15 protein-coding genes are annotated in these 15,807 nt (G+C 42.5%); 1 reads left to right on the plus strand and 14 read right to left on the minus strand.

The window, feature by feature from the left end; genetic code table 11:
• Positions 1 to 79 precede the first annotated feature (79 nt).
• Complete coding sequence (locus tag DWY31_RS03725) at positions 80 to 616, minus strand: HD domain-containing protein (protein ID WP_118519557.1); 537 nt, start codon at positions 614 to 616, stop codon at positions 80 to 82.
• Positions 617 to 718: 102 nt separating this feature from the next.
• Between DWY31_RS03725 and ymfI the strand changes: the two genes are divergently transcribed.
• Complete coding sequence (ymfI, locus tag DWY31_RS03730; protein ID WP_118287962.1) at positions 719 to 1,450, plus strand: elongation factor P 5-aminopentanone reductase; 732 nt, start codon at positions 719 to 721, stop codon at positions 1,448 to 1,450.
• A gap of 142 nt (positions 1,451 to 1,592) precedes the next feature.
• Here ymfI and DWY31_RS03735 read toward each other — a convergent pair whose 3' ends face one another.
• The 13 genes from DWY31_RS03735 to DWY31_RS03795 form a co-directional block, all read right to left on the minus strand.
• Positions 1,593 to 2,825: an MFS transporter gene (locus DWY31_RS03735; RefSeq protein WP_118519594.1), complete on the minus strand. Its 1,233-nt coding sequence runs from the start codon at positions 2,823 to 2,825 to the stop codon at positions 1,593 to 1,595.
• A gap of 62 nt (positions 2,826 to 2,887) precedes the next feature.
• A complete protein-coding gene (locus DWY31_RS03740; RefSeq protein ID WP_118519558.1) occupies positions 2,888 to 3,679 on the minus strand; it encodes a zinc dependent phospholipase C family protein in 792 nt (263 codons plus the stop codon).
• Positions 3,680 to 3,765: 86 nt separating this feature from the next.
• Positions 3,766 to 4,503, minus strand: a complete 738-nt coding sequence (locus DWY31_RS03745; RefSeq protein WP_118519559.1) for a peptidylprolyl isomerase — start codon at positions 4,501 to 4,503, stop codon at positions 3,766 to 3,768.
• Positions 4,504 to 4,547: 44 nt separating this feature from the next.
• Complete coding sequence (locus DWY31_RS03750) at positions 4,548 to 7,292, minus strand: YfhO family protein (RefSeq protein ID WP_118519560.1); 2,745 nt, start codon at positions 7,290 to 7,292, stop codon at positions 4,548 to 4,550.
• Positions 7,279 to 8,238, minus strand: coding sequence for a glycosyltransferase family 2 protein (locus DWY31_RS03755; RefSeq protein ID WP_118519561.1), 960 nt, complete (start codon positions 8,236 to 8,238; stop codon positions 7,279 to 7,281). Before DWY31_RS03755 ends, DWY31_RS03750 begins: the two co-directional genes overlap by 14 nt.
• Before the next feature lie 126 nt (positions 8,239 to 8,364).
• Positions 8,365 to 9,705, minus strand: a complete 1,341-nt coding sequence (locus tag DWY31_RS03760; RefSeq protein ID WP_118519562.1) for an ATP-binding protein — start codon at positions 9,703 to 9,705, stop codon at positions 8,365 to 8,367.
• Positions 9,706 to 9,719: 14 nt separating this feature from the next.
• Positions 9,720 to 10,394: a response regulator transcription factor gene (locus DWY31_RS03765; RefSeq protein ID WP_118519563.1), complete on the minus strand. Its 675-nt coding sequence runs from the start codon at positions 10,392 to 10,394 to the stop codon at positions 9,720 to 9,722.
• A gap of 25 nt (positions 10,395 to 10,419) precedes the next feature.
• Complete coding sequence (gene phoU / locus DWY31_RS03770; protein WP_118519564.1) at positions 10,420 to 11,073, minus strand: phosphate signaling complex protein PhoU; 654 nt, start codon at positions 11,071 to 11,073, stop codon at positions 10,420 to 10,422.
• 3 nt (positions 11,074 to 11,076) lie between these two features.
• The gene (gene pstB, locus DWY31_RS03775) at positions 11,077 to 11,826 is read right to left on the minus strand and encodes a phosphate ABC transporter ATP-binding protein PstB (RefSeq protein WP_117536925.1); all 750 of its coding nucleotides are present in this window, start codon (positions 11,824 to 11,826) and stop codon (positions 11,077 to 11,079) included.
• Between the two features lie 37 nt (positions 11,827 to 11,863).
• Positions 11,864 to 12,727, minus strand: coding sequence for a phosphate ABC transporter permease PstA (gene pstA / locus DWY31_RS03780; RefSeq protein WP_118519565.1), 864 nt, complete (start codon positions 12,725 to 12,727; stop codon positions 11,864 to 11,866).
• Complete coding sequence (pstC, locus tag DWY31_RS03785; protein ID WP_118519566.1) at positions 12,720 to 13,595, minus strand: phosphate ABC transporter permease subunit PstC; 876 nt, start codon at positions 13,593 to 13,595, stop codon at positions 12,720 to 12,722. Before pstC ends, pstA begins: the two co-directional genes overlap by 8 nt.
• 1 nt (position 13,596) lies before the next feature.
• Complete coding sequence (locus DWY31_RS03790; protein WP_118519567.1) at positions 13,597 to 14,505, minus strand: substrate-binding domain-containing protein; 909 nt, start codon at positions 14,503 to 14,505, stop codon at positions 13,597 to 13,599.
• A 192-nt stretch (positions 14,506 to 14,697) separates the two neighbouring features.
• Positions 14,698 to 15,801: a YARHG domain-containing protein gene (locus tag DWY31_RS03795; protein ID WP_118519568.1), complete on the minus strand. Its 1,104-nt coding sequence runs from the start codon at positions 15,799 to 15,801 to the stop codon at positions 14,698 to 14,700.
• Between the last annotated feature and the right edge of the window lie 6 nt (positions 15,802 to 15,807).

Consider the following 15,807-nt stretch of genomic DNA (forward strand, 5'->3'; position numbering starts at 1 on the left):
CTTTTACCCCTGACATCATATACTATATTACTTTATCACGTTACAAAATTCAATTAAAAAACTATTCATTTTCTAAGATTTATTCAAAATTCTTTGCCACAAGGCGGCAGTACTCTTCATACGCCTCTACACCGGCAAATGCTTTTCTCAGAGAATCTCTTACTCCTTTATAATACCAGCCGATGATCTCTTTGTCTTTCATGCGGAAGCGTTCCCAAAGCTTCTCTCCGGCAATCGGATAATCACGGTCAATATCCCGCATATTGGACAGCTTGTCTGCCAGTGCGATCATCTGCACTTCTTGCGGCGCTGTACGCAGGTGCTCGATCGTAGCGCTTTTGCGCTCCATCCATGTTCTGGACTTGTCTTCGCTCTCCTGTGCAACCATTCCTGCCACTCTCTCTGAAAAAAGCTCGGCCAGCATCCTTTCTGTCACGCCCTCACAGTCTTCTATCGTGTCATGCAGAATAGCCGCGCTTATAACTTCTTCATCCATTGTCATCGTCGAAACAATATCCCCGACTTCTATCGGGTGAACGATATACGGTCTTTTCGTTCCTTTTCGAAATTGTCCGTCATGCGCCTTCGTTGCAAATTCTCTCGCTTTGTCTATCATGCTGGTTTCCTCCGTATGAATTTCTTCTTTCATGATACCATTTACAACTTTAAATATCAATCACGAGACAGTATAATAATATCCGTAAGGAGGATTCCGATTATGAACAAAACAATTCTTGTCACAGGCGCTTCCCGTGGGATTGGGCGGGCAATCGCACATGCATTTGCAGACTGTGGCTACCATGTATTTTTAAATTGTAACTCATCTGTAAAACAACTCCGGGAAGTACAGCAGGAGATAGAAGCACAATATCCAGGTGCCGCAACCTGCGTACCTGGAAATATTGGCAATCCAGATGATGTCCGCAACATCTTCAAAAGCATTTACAACGAATGTAATGCCCTTGATGTGCTTGTCAACAATGCAGGTGTTTCCCATCTTGGTTTGTTAAGTGACATGACCGATGACGAATGGAACCGTGTGATACAGACCGATCTGTCTTCTGTTTTCTATTGCTGCCGGGAAGCCATCCCGAAAATGGTATCCAGAAAATCCGGACATATCATTAACATTTCTTCCATGTGGGGCGTATCCGGTGCATCCTGTGAAGTTGCTTATTCTGCTGCCAAATCAGGTGTCAACGGACTGACGCGCGCACTTGCAAAAGAACTTGCGCCAAGCCAGATCCCGGTAAATGCCATTGCATGCGGTGTTATAGATACCGTTATGAATCAATGGCTTAATAAGGAAGAGCGCAGAGAATTAGAAGAAGAAATTCCAGCCGGCAGATTTGCCACACCGGAAGAAGTTGCCCAGACAACGGTAAATCTTGTCAATTCACCGATTTATCTGACCGGACAGATCATCGGCCTGGACGGCGGATATTTGTAAACCCTGTTAAAATGTACGTTGCAAGACACAGCAAAGGCAGCTGCCATTGGCAGCTTTCTCCAGATACTATGACAATACAGAAGAAAAGCCGGTATGCGAACACAAACCTCGCATACCGGCTTTTCTTCTGCCCTTTCATCTCTTATGCTCTTACCGCTTTTTTAAATAAAATGTATCCAATAACGAACAAAACTGCTATCACCGCCACGCCTGCGTTTGCCACGCCGGTCACCTGCGCCACTATTCCGACAAGCGTTGTGCCCATAAAGGATGCTCCTTTTCCGCATATGTCATAAATTCCAAAATATTCCCCGGATTTTTCTGCCGGAATGATCTTCGCAAAATACGACCGCGCCAGTGCCTGAATCGCTCCCTGGAACATACCGACCAGTACAGCAAGTGTCCAGAATTCCCACTGTTTATCCAGCTGGATCGCAAATAATGCGATTCCGATATATGCCACAATACATACTCCGATCAGCCGCTCTGTCGGATATTTTCCGGATAATTTTGCACAGATCAGCGCACACGGGAACGCTACAATCTGCGTCACAAGAAGTGCCAGCAGAAGTCCTGTAGAGTCCAGTCCAAGCGCACTTCCGTAAGCTGTTGCCATCTCAATGATTGTATATACACCGTCAATAAAGAAGAAAAATGCCAGAAGATACCAGAAAATCTTCTTCTCTTTGTGCACATCCATAAATGTTTGTCCGAGGCGTTTAAAGCTGTTTTTTACCGAATGAGACGGCACGGCCACATAATTTTTCTGTCTGTAATTTCGAAGTAGCGGAATCGTTACGACTGCCCACCAGACTGCATTTAAAATAAATGCGCCTGTCATCGCCATATGCATCGTGATTCCAATCTTCTCATACATTAACACGAGAACAAGCGACAGGATAAACGGAATACAGCTTCCGATATATCCCCACGCATACCCCTGGGAAGACACTTCGTCCATCCGGTCTGTGCTTGTTATATCTACCAGCATGGAATCATAGAAAATCAGGCTGGCATTGTAACCAACTTTTGCGATCACAAATACAGCAAGAAACACCACCCATGATGTTGGAAATGACATTGCCGCACAGCCGATCACTCCGACCATCATGCTGATGGTAAATAATGGCTTTTTGTAATTCTGCATATCTGCAATGGATCCAAGGACCGGTCCGATCACCGCCACAATCACAGTAGATACGGATGCCGCATATCCCCAGTATGCCAGATAATTGACTTCCGATATTCCGGCAGATTTTGCCAGATAGTTAAAATAGATCGGTATGATCGTCGCGATCAGCATTACAAATGCCGAGTTTCCCACATCATACATAATCCAGTATTTTTCCAGTTTTGTCAGTTTTTTATTCTCCATGTCTGTCCTCTTTTCCACTGTCTTCGTCTTTTTGTCCCTGTTTATCCACATTTTTTATTTTCTTACTCAAATGTGCGGTTAAAACGCTGTTCCAGATCCTGTCCGTATTTCAGGCTTTCATCAAAACTTTCCATCAGCCGTACTGCGACATCTTCTGCTCTCCGGAACCGTTTGTAAAGTCCGTAATTGCTCTCTGTGCAGTTTGGATTATCCTGTTTCTGGTGCATCAGATCTTTGCAGAATCCAAATCCCGGCACAACTGTAAATAACAGATTCAGAAATCCTCTTTTCAACGCTCCGGGCGCGCGCAGGAAACGTTTGACAAGTTTCAGCCACTGCAAAGACTCTTTCACTGTCTTTGGCGAAATATTTTCATAAAATGGTGCGATCGCCAGCGCAGTTTCTCTGTCTGCAGTGATCAGTCGGTCCAGGCGGTAAGCCAGTGGATGCTGTTTGTCTTTTTTTAGTAAATATTTCTCAAATTCGGATTCTATCGCAAGATGGGAAACGTGTTCCTTTTCCATCATCTCGCTGACATAAGGGTGACATTCACTGTCCAGTGTATAATGACAGATGAATCCCAGAAGATAAGCATACTGCGCGCTGTCTCTTCCATAATGGTTTACAACTTTCGCTGCATGCTCAAAGAATGGTAAAGCAGAAACGGCATGCAGGTGGCTTCCGTATTTTGCTACATCATTCCCGTGATATGGGCGGTAGAAAAATAAGATATCCGGTCCCTGCAGGCCGACTTCATACTGATTATAATATTTGAATATGATATTTTTTAATTCTCCGTCTGATTTTTCCGATACTTTCTCTCCGAAACGGTCGTGTGCATATAATGCTGGCATACCTTTGATCCTCCTGTTTCACTTTCTCCTCTAACTATATAAGGATAACAGGGAAAAGTAAACGGTTCTTTTTCAAAACGTAAAAACTATTTTAAATATTTATCTTTTAATTCTTTTACTTTCGCTTCATAAGCATCGTTCTGTTTTTTGCCTAATAACTGCTGATAAATCTGACCTTTTACTTCTTCGAATTCTGCTGTCTTTGGCTCATTTTTCTTCTCAACTTTGATCAGGTGATATCCGAACTGTGTCTTTACCGGTCCGACCACCTTGCCGATCTCTGCATCAAATGCTGCATCTTCAAATTCTTTTACCATCTGACCTTTGCCAAATTCGCCAAGGTCTCCGCCTTTTGCTCCGGACGGACAGGTAGAAAATTCTCTTGCTGCATCCTCAAATGTCTTTTCACCTGCTTCGATATTCTTTAAGATTGTCTGGCATTTCTCTTCAGAATCTGTCAGGATATGTTTTGCGCTTACTGTTGCACCTTTGCCAAACTGTGCTTTATTTTCCTCATAGAAAGCCTTCTGCTCTTCTTCTGTTACTGTAATATCTTTTAACATATCTCTCATGGAAAGCTGTGCCAGAATGTCTCTTCTTGCTCCTTCCATGATCTCTTTGAACTCGTCAGTTTCATCCATCTTCTCATCTTTTCCAAGCTGTGCAAACAGATACAGATCGATAAACTGTTCTTTGTACTGTTCTCTGTACTGTGGATTCTGTGCATACATCTGCTGCTCTCTCGGAACGCTCTTTAAATACGCTTCAAACTGTGCTTCTGTAAGTTCTTTTCCTGCCACTACGGCTAATACGTTTTCACTCATGATTTATTCTCCTTTTTTCCAGGTCTTCTGACCACGTAAGGGTATTATACCGATATCCTTTTTATTTGTAAAGAAATTAAAGCCATCCACCCGGCAAAAAGGAAAATTCCGACAAACGAAACAAGCATGCCTGCCCGTTTTCCGGGTGAGTGATACGTTATTTTTACACGATGCGTTCCTGCTCCAATGCGAAATCCTAAAAACGCTTTGTTTACCTTCTCTGTCTTCACAGTATGACCGTCTACTTTAACAGTAAAGCCTTTATCATATGGAATAGACGTAACAAAATATCCATCCGCCATTCCTTTTACTGTTCCTTCGATCCGGTTACCCTTTGTACGTTTCCAGTCCGTCTGGAATGTATGATAAGAAAATGTCTGCTCTGTCTGTCCCATATATGCTTCTACATTTTTCACATCATAATCCCCGCTGTCCAGAAGAAGTTTCGCTTTTTCTTCTCCTTTATTCAGCGCAACGGCATATGTGAACATCGTATTTCCATTATAATAAATATGCGTCTTTGCCGTCAGTTTATTGCGCACACCGTTAAGCCACACAGCGACATCTTTACCGCAGCGGTGATTCTTCACCTGGAAGCGGATATAAAGAACTTCTCCCTCTTTTGCTTTCCGTCCAAAAGTTATCTCCTTCTGCGTCTGCTTTCTAGTGCGGATCTTCCAGAAGCTGCCAGATATATTAAGCTTCTCTATATCGTCTTTTTTCTTATCTCCAGTTGTCACATTCTGAACTTCTTTCGTTCCTGCTTTTACACTCTGTGCAGTCACATTGTGTATTTGTCTGTCTTTACTGCCTTCTGATTTTATACTTTGTACTGCCTGTGCTTCCTCACCCTGCACAACGACAGCTTTCTCAAATACCGTCTGATTATATGGATACTTAAGGCTGTCATATTCACTGTCTGAAATCGTCTGATCTGTTACATATGCCATCGGGAGTACCTCTTTATTTTCATAAACTGCCACTTTCCCATCCTGCATGATCATCCGGTATCCCGGTACATTTTTCTCTGAAAGGATATAACGCACACCCATCAGGAAACGGAACTCAGGATTCTCCGACACTGACTGCATCATCAGATTTCGGAATGGCTGTTCCACTCCGAAAGTATCTTTTCTGAAATTCTGATACTCTGTACTGTACGCTGAAGAATACATGGATGACAGATACTGCTTTCTCCCACGGATACGGTTTAAATCTGCCGCCTTGAATCTGGAATTTCCGACCTCTTCAATGCGATACATTCCAGAATCGCCATTTGCTTTTTTCACTGCTTTTGTCATCTTCTTTTCTATTTTCTGTTCTAATCGGCTGTATGAACGGTTCGTTACTGTTTTATAAAATTCCGGTTCCAGAACGCGGGTTTTATTTGGCATACAGACAGTTAAAAATACAGCCAGAAAACAGACGGACGGAACGAGCAACCACAGCTCCTGCCCTTTCTTTTTCCGGCAGACAGCCAAATAACAGAATGCAAGATAAAACACTAGCAATGCAATATCTTCTGCCAGCAATATAAAACTATATTTCGTATCTGTATGCCAGACAAAAAGCAATGTCACCAGATATGCTGCGGCACTTATCTTTACATTTACCTGTTTCTCTGTCTGTTTCTTTATGTATGTGGCAATCATATAGCAGAATAATGGCAGAAATGGAATCCATACTTTTCCGCGGATATATAAGCCGCCATTCAAAATCCATGCAAATGCCGGAATCACCAGAAGAACCAGACTGATCTGGCTTAACAGCCGTTCCTGCCATTTCCGGTAAAACAGCCCGGTAAGCAATACCGTAAAAAGGAGTGTAGTAAGTCCGACACCATATGGCTGATAGAACAGCTCTTCTACCGGCATTTTGGGAAATAGCAAATCTTTCCATGTATAGCCTGATTGGATATGATTTCCCTGTATGAGCGAATAAGCAGTCGGCACAAGCAGTATTCCGCTTAACAAAACGGAGATTCCCATCGAAAAGACATACCCTGCTGTCGCTTTTATGAAATCTCTCCAGACTGTCACTTTTGCCACGCCTTCTGCTTTTTCTTCCATCTTTATATATCGGCACAGTCCGTATACTGCGAGCGCCAGCATCCCCCCGATACTGAAATAAAAGCTGGTAAGGATCATCCCCCAGACACCAATGATTAAAATAGTATGTGCTCTGACACCTTCCCGCACCGGATGCAGCTTTGCCTTTTCCCGGATGATTTTTACAAAGTCCAGATAGCGATCTGCGCCAAGAAAGGACAGTAACAGCCACGGCATGTAATTTACAAACATGATCTGGCTGTAAGACTGCACGATCATCGGACCTGCTAACAGAAAAAGCAGGCTGATTCCAAAACAGATTTTCCGGTTAAACCCTCTGCGGCTCAGCCAGTAATGTAAAAGCATTACAGAAAGTGCGAGACTTCCCACACTGACTGCCATAATGTAATCACTCATGCTTACAAACGGAAACAGATACGACAGAAGGGTTGCCGGACTGTACAGACCATAGTAAGCAAAATTATAAATATTCTGCCCGCCGCCTGCCTGCAGTGTAAAATCCGGAAAGAAATTCCCCGTATCATAAAACTGCTGGCGGAATAGTTCCGGTATGACACTGTGCTGGCTGATCCAGTCTACTTTTGCGCCAAAGATTCCATATCTTCCGGCGAAAAACCAGCATGCTCCCACACTTAATAATGCCAGTAAAATATACGGCAGCAGTTGTTTCCACTGCTGCCTGTTTTTCCATATTTTTAAATATTCTTTAGCCCATATCATGCGTTAACTCCTTATCCGGTTCACTTGAATCTTTAAGGATAAAAATCGGTCTGCGCTTTGTCTCCAGATAAGTCTTGGACAGATATTCTCCAACAATTCCGGTACACAGAAGCTGCACACCACTGACAAGGAAGATAATACATGCCAGCGATGGCCAGCCAGAAACCGGATCTCCCCAGATGCATGTCCGCACAACGATCAGAATGATCATCAAAAAGGATACCACGCAGAAGATTACACCGATCACGGAAGCAAGTGACAATGGAGCTACGGAAAATCCTGTAATTCCTTCCAGGGAATAGAAAAATAATTTCTTCATGGACCACTTCGTCTCTCCTGCGGAGCGCTCAATATTTTTATATTCCAGCCATTTTGTACGAAAACCTACCCAACCGAAAATCCCCTTGGAAAACCGGTTATATTCGCTCATTTTCAGCACGGCATCTACCATATTTCTTTTCATCAGACGGTAGTCTCTGGCACCGTTTACAATCTCTGTTTTGGAAATACGGTTAATAAATTTATAAAAGCTTTCAGATAGAAAGGAACGGATCTTCGGCTCTCCGCTTCTTGTAGAACGCCTCGTTGCCACACTGTCATAATCTTCTGTCTGTAAAATCTCATACATCTTTGGCAGCAGTGACGGCGGATCCTGCAGATCCACATCCATAATTGCCGCATAATCTCCCGTGGCATTTTTAAGTCCTGCATAGATTGCCGCTTCTTTTCCGAAATTTCTTGAAAAAGAAAAATACTGACACCGTTCATCCTTCTCATGCAGTGTTTTCATCTCTGCCAGCGTATGATCTGTAGATCCGTCATCTACAAAGATCAGTTCAAATTCCTCTTCTTTCATCTGAGCCATAATCTTGCACATTTCTTTATAATAAATCGGAAGAGCCGCATCTTCGTTATAACACGGTACAATAATCGATATTTTATTCATAGGTGCAACCTCCTGTATATTTTAATTTCCAGCTCTTTGATACTTAAGCTATCTCCATTTCATACAGAAGCATACACATTAAATCTTAAGAACTTATTTATCATTCTCTTAAGATTTCCTAAATAATTACTGAGCACTTCCTTTTTTTTCTGCAAATGTAAGTTCCATGCGTGTTCCTTTTCCAACTTCACTGTCCACATGGATCTTAATATCATGCATGAGCGCACCATGTTTTACAATAGAAAGTCCGAGTCCGGTTCCGCCGGTTTCTTTGGAATGACTCTTATCTACACGGTAAAAGCGCTCAAAGATCCGCTCCACTTCATCCTTCGGAATCCCAATACCCGTATCCTGCACAATGACTTTCTTGCCCTGTAACGTCGTTCCTACCCAGACGCTGACAGAACCATTTTCTTTATTATATTTGATCGCATTTTCTATAATGTTATAAAGCATCTCATCCAGCACCTGATGCACGCCTCTGAACATAACCGGTTCTCCGGTCATCTCTATATGTACATGTCTTGCAGAAGCATTGGATGCAAGGCGGCTGCAAATCTCTCTTGTAAGATCATAGAGATCTACTTCTTCTTTCTCTACTTCGACTACACCTTCATCCAGTCTGGAAAGTTTGATGATATCTTCTACCAGCGTGATAAGCCTTTTTGCCTCGTAGTAAATTCTTTCTGAAAATCCTTTCATGTCTTCCGGGCGCACCAGTCCGTCCTTCATGATCTCCGCATAACCGGAAATCGAGGTCAGAGGAGTCTTTAACTCATGAGAAACATTCGCCGAAAATTCTTTTCTCATCTGTGCAACCAGGTCTTTCTGTTTGTTCTGCTGATCAATCCTCTGTAAAAGAGGTGTCAGTTCTTCGTATATCTCATTATCCAGCGGAGTCTCCAGATCCAGCGTGTTAATTGGATGGATCAGTCTTCCTACCTGCCAGCGCGACAGAAAATAGGCAAATACAATCATACAGAAAGCAATCAGTCCCATGAGCGGCAGAATATTCATTGCTGTACGGAATACACTGTCCATGGATTTAGATACACGTAAGACACTGCCGTCGGACAGGCGCACTGCATAATAAAACATTTCTTTCTGCATGGTTTTGGATTCTCTGATATCCTGACCGATACCGCTTTTTTCTGCCGCTTTTATCTCCGGCCGGTTCTTGTGATTCTCCCGTTCAATCGCATTTTCACCGGAATCATATAATACGATCCCATCTCTTGCGATCAACGTTACTCTTGTCGTCCGGCGCACATCATCCATTTCTTTTAAGTAGGATTCTCCTGTCTCCTCGATTGCCGTTTTAATATAATCCGCTTCCTGATGGATCTCATTTTCCATCAGATCTAATGTCTGTCTGTAAACAACAAAAGTAGTTATGACATACGCAATTAACAGCGTTGTCATAACTACCAGTGTCATACTATTTTGTATCTTGTTCTTTAACTTCATAGTATCTCTGACTCCTATTCACTAATACGGTATCCAACTCCGCGAACGGTCTCTACACGTTCGCCGCACTTTCCCAGTTTCTGCCTTAATGTCCGGATATGTACATCTACCGTTCTCGTCTCACCGTCAAAATCATATCCCCAGATCTCTTCCAGCAAAAAATCTCTTGTCATAACAATATTCGGGTTCTCCATCAGTCTCTTCAGGAGCTCGTATTCTTTCAGCGTCAGGCCGATCACTTCACCGTCCGCTTTCACTTCGTGCTTCTTCGTATTGATCTCCAGATTACCGGACACAATGATATCTTCTGCTTTCTTCTTTGCCGCACCACTTCTTCTCAGCACTGCCTTGATACGGGATACCAGCTCCATCATGCCAAATGGTTTCGTCACATAATCATCTGCTCCAAGATCCAGCCCTTTTACTTTGTCATACTCCGCACCTTTCGCAGTGACCATAATTACCGGTATATCTCTTGTTTTGGAAGAGTTTTTCAAGCGTTTTAACAGCGAAATACCGTCCTCTCCCGGAAGCATAATGTCCATTAATATCAGATCCGGTGTCTCCAGCGCAAGCGCTTCAAGAAAGCTTTTCCCCTCTTCAAAACCTCTTGCCTGAAATCCTGTCGTCTCCAGCGTATATACTACTAATTCCCGAATGTTGCTGTCATCTTCCACACAAAATATCATCGTCTTCTCCTCGTTTTCCGTGGGGTTATACCTGGCTGTCCTTATGGATTCCGGTAATTGAAAATTCTACCCACTCTGCAATATTTGTCGCATGATCGCCGATTCGTTCCAGATATTTAGCAACCATGATAAGATCGATTGCCTTCTTGCCTTGCACACCTTTATTATCAGAAATAAAATTGATCAGCTCCTGCTTATTTTCCTCAAACAGACGATCCACTGCATCATCCGCTTCCATTACCTGTCTGGAAAGCTCCAGATCTTTTTCTACATAGGCATTCACACTGTCACGCACCATCTTTGCAACGGATTCTGACATCTGACCGATCGTCTGGATATCTGTTGCTTCTGACTTATTCTCAGAAATAATGATTTCCGCAATATCTGATGCCTGGTCACCGATTCGTTCCATGTCGGTGATCATCTTAAGAGCCGCAGAAATCTGCCTTAAATCTCTTGCCACCGGCTGTTGCTGCAAAAGAAGTTTCAGGCACAGTCTCTCAACATCTTTTTCCATCTGATCAATCTCTTCATCCGCACGAATGACTTCTGCTGCCTGTTTTAAATCTCCTTTTTTCAGTGCTTCTGTTCCTCTGTTGATTGCAACTTCGCATAATTCACCCATATGTGTGAGCTGCTCATTTAATAAATCCAACTGCATATCAAACTTATTACGCATATCTTAACCAAACCTCCCTGTAATATAATCTTCTGTTCTCTTATCTGATGGAATCGAGAACAATTTTTCTGTTTCATTGTATTCAATCACTTCTCCTAACAGGAAAAAGGCAGTATTATCTGATACACGCACAGCCTGTTGCATATTGTGTGTTACCATGACAATAGTATAATCTTTTTTCAATTCCATCGCAAGGTCTTCGATCTTCGATGTTGAAATCGGATCCAGTGCGGATGTCGGCTCATCCATCAGAAGTACTTCCGGCTGTACTGCCAGCGCGCGGGCAATACAGAGTCTCTGCTGCTGTCCACCGGACATTCCAAGCGCACTCTTTTTCAGACGGTCTTTACATTCATCCCAAATGGCCGCACTGCGGAGCGATTTTTCCACAATATCATCCAGTTTTGTTTTGGAATGGATTCCATGTGTTCGCGGTCCGAATGCGATGTTGTCATAGATACTCATCGGAAACGGATTCGGTTTCTGGAATACCATACCAACACGTTTACGAAGCAGGTTTACATCAATATCTTTATAAATATCTTTACCGTCCAGTCTTAAATCACCTTCGATCCGGCAGCCTTCAACCAGATCATTCATCCGGTTGATAGATTTTAAAAGTGTTGATTTACCACAGCCGGACGGTCCGATAAATGCTGTGATTTTATTTGGCTCAATTTCCAGATTCACATCTTTTAACGCATGGAAATCGCCATAATAAAGATTCATATTACTAATACTAATTTTACTCATGACTGTTCCTCTTTTATTTTCCTAAATCTGTCTGTTCTTACGATTTTGTAAGTTTCTTCGCTGCAATTCCTGACAGTGTGTTAATGACAACTACAAGGACAAGCAGAATAACAGCGGTTGCATATGCCTGATCCATATAAAGTCCTTCACTTGCCAGATTATACATATGAACTGCCAGTGTTCGTCCGGAACTCATTACATTCTTTGGCATCTTTGCCAGTGTTCCTGCAGTATAGATAAGTGCCGCTGTTTCTCCGACAATACGTCCGACTGCAAGAATCACTCCTGCAAGGATTCCAGGCACTGCCGACGGAAGAACAATCCGAAATACCGTCCTAAGTTTTCCGGCTCCCAATCCAAAGCTTCCTTCTCTGTAAGAATCCGGCACAGATTTCAGTGCTTCCTCTGTACTACGCATGATCAGCGGCAATACCATAATTGACAATGTAAATGCTCCTGCGAGAATGGAGAATCCCCAGTGGCAGAATGTTACAAAGAACAACATACCAAACAGGCCATATACGATAGACGGAATTCCCTGTAACGTCTCCGTCGTCAGTCTGATGATCTCTACGAATTTATTTCCACGTTTTGCATATTCCACAAGGTAGATTGCTGAAAATATACCAAGCGGAACTGCGATCAGAAGTGATAACGCTGTCATGATCAATGTGTTGATAAGCGCTGGCATAAGTGATGCATTGTCAGAAGTATAGGTAAATGAAAACAGTGACGGTTTCAGATACGGTACTCCATTGACCAGAATATAGGCAATCAGAAAAAGTAACGCTGCAAATGTAATAATTGCTGCAATCAAAACTAAAAGCATTACGATGAAAGAGCCCGGTGTCCGTTTGTAGCTTTTCAGTTTTTCTTTTACAGAACCTCCCTGTCTACTCATGTTCACTCCTCCTCTTTAAAAGTGCTACGCTGAAATTCAATATCAGAATAAATACGAACAACACAACGCCTGTAGCGATCAGCGCTTCTCTGTGCAGTCCTGCTGCATATCCCATCTCAATTACGATATTGGCTGTCAGTGTACGCGCACCGCGGAAAATGCCTTCCGGCATTCTTGCCTGGTTTCCTGCAACCATGATAACTGCCATCGTTTCTCCGATTGCACGGCCGATCCCAAGAACCAGTGCTGCGATCACTCCGGATTTTGCTGCCGGAATGACAACTCTGAAAATAGAACGTTCGTGAGTAGCTCCAAGTGCCACTGCCCCTTCATAATACTGTTCCGGGACTGCTCTAAGCGAAGACTCTGTAAGTCCGATAATAGTTGGCAAGATCATCATTCCAAGTAAAATAGACGCAGTCAGAATACTGTTTCCATTTCCATGAAAGCCCATATTCCGGCCAAACTCTCTGACTAACGGTACAATTACAACCAGTCCGAAGAATCCGTAAATAACAGAAGGAATTCCGGCAAGAAGTTCCGTTGCTGCTTTTAAAGGTTTATAGATTCTTTCCGGGCAGTAGTACGCCATAAATACTGCTGTTAATATTCCAATCGGGACACCGATAATGATCGCTCCTGCTGTAACATATAAGCTTCCTACGATCATCGGGAAAATACCAAAGATCTCGTTCTTCGGGCGCCAGAGCGTTCCCGTCAGGAATTTTACAAATCCGATTTCCTTCATTGCAGGTATACCATTTGCAAATAGAAAGATACAAATGAGTGCTACCGCCAGCACCGAAGCACAGGCGGCAACAAAAAAGATTACCTGCATGACTCTTTCAGTCAATGCTTTTCTTTTCATATTATTTTACTACCTCATCCCATGTGGTTGCATCGCCGGTGTAGATGGTCTTTACCTGATCTGCTGACAGTTCATCTGTTGTGTTGTTCTTGTTTACGATGACTGCAATACCATCTGTTGCGATGACTGTGTTCTGTAATTTAGCGGCTTCATCATCTTTCAGGTCACGGGATGCCATTCCGATATCATAGCTTCCATCGATTGTTGAAGTCATACCTGTTGTAGAATCTGTTGTCTGAAGTTCTACATTTGCTTTGCTGTTTACTGCTTTGTAACCTTCGATCAGTTTTTCCATAACCGGTGATACAGAAGAAGATCCACCGACAACTACTTTACCGGAAACTTCTTTTCCTGAGTAAGGTTTTGCTCCATCTACCGGAATATATCCGTTATCAGATACGATTTTCTGTCCTTCTTCACTCATCACATAGTTGATGAAATCTTTTGCAACTTCATTTTTCATATCTTTCTTTACTGCGATGTTGAATGGTCTGGATACTTTGTATTTTCCTGCTTTGATATTCTCTGCTGTTGCCTCAGCTCCGTCAATCTTCAGTGCTTTTACGCTGTCATCCAGAGATCCGAGTGATACATAACCGATAGAATAATCATCGCCTGCCACTGTTGTCATCATAACAGATGTGCTGTTTGTGATCTGTGCTTCATCTGTTGTCATATCCACTTTCTCACCGTTTTTCTCTTCTTCAATGCCGAACAGTTCAATGAATGCTCCTCTCGTTCCTGAGCCATCTTCTCTGGATAAGATTGTGATATCGTTTGATGAATCCCAACTTGACTCGCTCTTCTTATCACTGCCGTTATCTTTACTGTCGGATTTTCCACATCCTACTGCAAGTGTTCCGACCATTGCCGTCATTGCTACTACTGTAATAAACTTTTTCAATTTCATTTTCTTTGTCTCCTTTGATTTGGATATTTTGCAATATGTTCTTTACAGTTATGTATCATACAGGTCGATTGTAAAATCCAAAATCGCGGGATTGTAAAAACTATGTAAAATAAGAAACGCGACAGATTTTCGCCTGCCGCGTTTCTTGTTTGTTCTTTTTATTTGTATTCCTTAATAAATACTATGCTCTTCTTATTCATATTTCTTGATAAAATCTACATTCTTCTTTTCTATCGGACTTAAATAAGAATCTTTAAAATCTTTCGGAGCAATGTATCCGTTATACCATGCCTGTGAATCAAAATATACCTGTAATGACTGATCATCAAACAGACGGCCTTCTCTTGCATAGATTTCATTTCTTGCAAGTCTGAGTTCCGCACTGGAAAGCCCGCTGATATCTGAATAATCAAGCAGATAATCCGAACTGTACGGAATTACATAACCGCTGGAACTGATATAGTGTCTCTGATTATCATATGGATTGATAACAATGATCTTACTTGTATTGCCACGGTTATTTGCATTGTTATTCGTCTTTTTCTTTGCTGTCTGTTTTACTTTGATACTCTCAGCCGTAATATAATACGGTGTTTCTGTCACTACGTCTTCGATTTTCTTAGAAGCTTCGGTATCACCGGTAACAAAAATATAGTTATCACCTTTCTGAAGTTCAAACTTCAATGTTTTCGTTCCTTCTCCAAGCATGCACAGTTCTGTCTTAGTTGTTCCTTTATCCGGATAATTTACTTTCCAGCCAAGTCCACCCTGGTCATTGGATGGTGTATAACTGAACTTCACTTCCGCAGTACCTTCTTTTTGTGTCGAAATCACAAAGTAGTCCACATCATCTTTGGAATCGATATAGCCGGTCACTGGTTTTCCTTCTTCCAGTGTAATCGCCTGATTTATAGAATCATTTGGCTCATTGGAATCTTTTACTTCCTTTTTTTCCGGCTCTTTCTGCTCTGTTGTTTCCGTTTTTGTCTCTGGTTTTGTCTTTTTTGGGGACCTTCCAAGTCCAAATACAACGAGTGCGATAATCACCACCGCCATAACAGCACATACAATGCCAAGTATAATAACCAGATTTTTTGATCCTTTCGGCTCATTCTTCTGTACTCTTTCTTCCTGCTCGTCCGGCCACTCGGTTGCAAATTCCTCATTTGCATCTGGTGTTTCATGTACAGCCGGTGCCTCTTCGGTTTCTGTTTTGTGTCCACAATGTGCACAGAACATTGCACCCGGCTCTATCGGCCGGCCGCAGTTAGGACAAAATCTTGCTCTCTCTCCCATCTTACT

The organism is Dorea sp. AF24-7LB, assembly GCF_003478575.1.
Taxonomy (GTDB): Bacteria; Bacillota; Clostridia; order Lachnospirales; family Lachnospiraceae; genus Dorea_D; species Dorea_D hominis.

Coding starts and splice junctions, on each gene's coding strand:
- DWY31_RS03725 (WP_118519557.1), bottom strand. CDS start 616: ATGATAGACAAAGCGAGAGAATTTGCAACGAAGGCGCATGACGGACAA.
- ymfI (WP_118287962.1), top strand. CDS start 719: ATGAACAAAACAATTCTTGTCACAGGCGCTTCCCGTGGGATTGGGCGG.
- DWY31_RS03735 (WP_118519594.1), bottom strand. CDS start 2,825: ATGGAGAATAAAAAACTGACAAAACTGGAAAAATACTGGATTATGTAT.
- DWY31_RS03740 (WP_118519558.1), bottom strand. CDS start 3,679: ATGCCAGCATTATATGCACACGACCGTTTCGGAGAGAAAGTATCGGAA.
- DWY31_RS03745 (WP_118519559.1), bottom strand. CDS start 4,503: ATGAGTGAAAACGTATTAGCCGTAGTGGCAGGAAAAGAACTTACAGAA.
- DWY31_RS03750 (WP_118519560.1), bottom strand. CDS start 7,292: ATGATATGGGCTAAAGAATATTTAAAAATATGGAAAAACAGGCAGCAG.
- DWY31_RS03755 (WP_118519561.1), bottom strand. CDS start 8,238: ATGAATAAAATATCGATTATTGTACCGTGTTATAACGAAGATGCGGCT.
- DWY31_RS03760 (WP_118519562.1), bottom strand. CDS start 9,705: ATGAAGTTAAAGAACAAGATACAAAATAGTATGACACTGGTAGTTATG.
- DWY31_RS03765 (WP_118519563.1), bottom strand. CDS start 10,394: ATGATATTTTGTGTGGAAGATGACAGCAACATTCGGGAATTAGTAGTA.
- phoU (WP_118519564.1), bottom strand. CDS start 11,073: ATGCGTAATAAGTTTGATATGCAGTTGGATTTATTAAATGAGCAGCTC.
- pstB (WP_117536925.1), bottom strand. CDS start 11,826: ATGAGTAAAATTAGTATTAGTAATATGAATCTTTATTATGGCGATTTC.
- pstA (WP_118519565.1), bottom strand. CDS start 12,727: ATGAGTAGACAGGGAGGTTCTGTAAAAGAAAAACTGAAAAGCTACAAA.
- pstC (WP_118519566.1), bottom strand. CDS start 13,595: ATGAAAAGAAAAGCATTGACTGAAAGAGTCATGCAGGTAATCTTTTTT.
- DWY31_RS03790 (WP_118519567.1), bottom strand. CDS start 14,505: ATGAAATTGAAAAAGTTTATTACAGTAGTAGCAATGACGGCAATGGTC.
- DWY31_RS03795 (WP_118519568.1), bottom strand. CDS start 15,801: ATGGGAGAGAGAGCAAGATTTTGTCCTAACTGCGGCCGGCCGATAGAG.